This is a genomic window from Microvirga sp. HBU67558 (assembly GCF_018069605.1).
GTDB lineage: Bacteria > Pseudomonadota > Alphaproteobacteria > Rhizobiales > Beijerinckiaceae > Microvirga > Microvirga terrae.
This window is the reverse complement of sequence record NZ_JAGPUP010000101.1, coordinates 1-287: the sequence shown is the minus strand read 5'-3', so window position 1 is coordinate 287 and position 287 is coordinate 1. Positions and strand designations below refer to the sequence as shown.

Sequence of the window (287 nt, the reverse complement as noted above, 5' to 3'; positions counted from 1 at the left end):
TTGACGACGACAAGCTCAAGCTTGCCGGTACGCTGGGAGCTGTCACTCCCGTTAATGTGCGCGCCCGCAATCTGAACGAAGTGGTGAAGGCTGAGACGGATGGGTGGGGCGTCGATCTCGTGTTCGAATGCTCCGGCAACGAGAAGGCTGCCGCCGACGTGTTCGATCCGCTCCGACCCGGCGGCTGCATCGTCTATGTGGGCATTCCGCTGGAGCCTATTGCCTACGACGTCGCCAAGGCCCAGGTCAAGGAAGCCCGCGTCGAGCACGTGTTCCGCTATGCCCAT

1 protein-coding gene is annotated in these 287 nt (G+C 62.0%); it reads left to right on the top strand.

Going from position 1 to position 287, the window contains the following annotated elements; genetic code table 11:
* Window positions 1-287 (top strand): zinc-binding dehydrogenase (locus KBI52_RS00415; protein ID WP_210804741.1); only part of this gene is annotated, 287 nt, incomplete at both ends.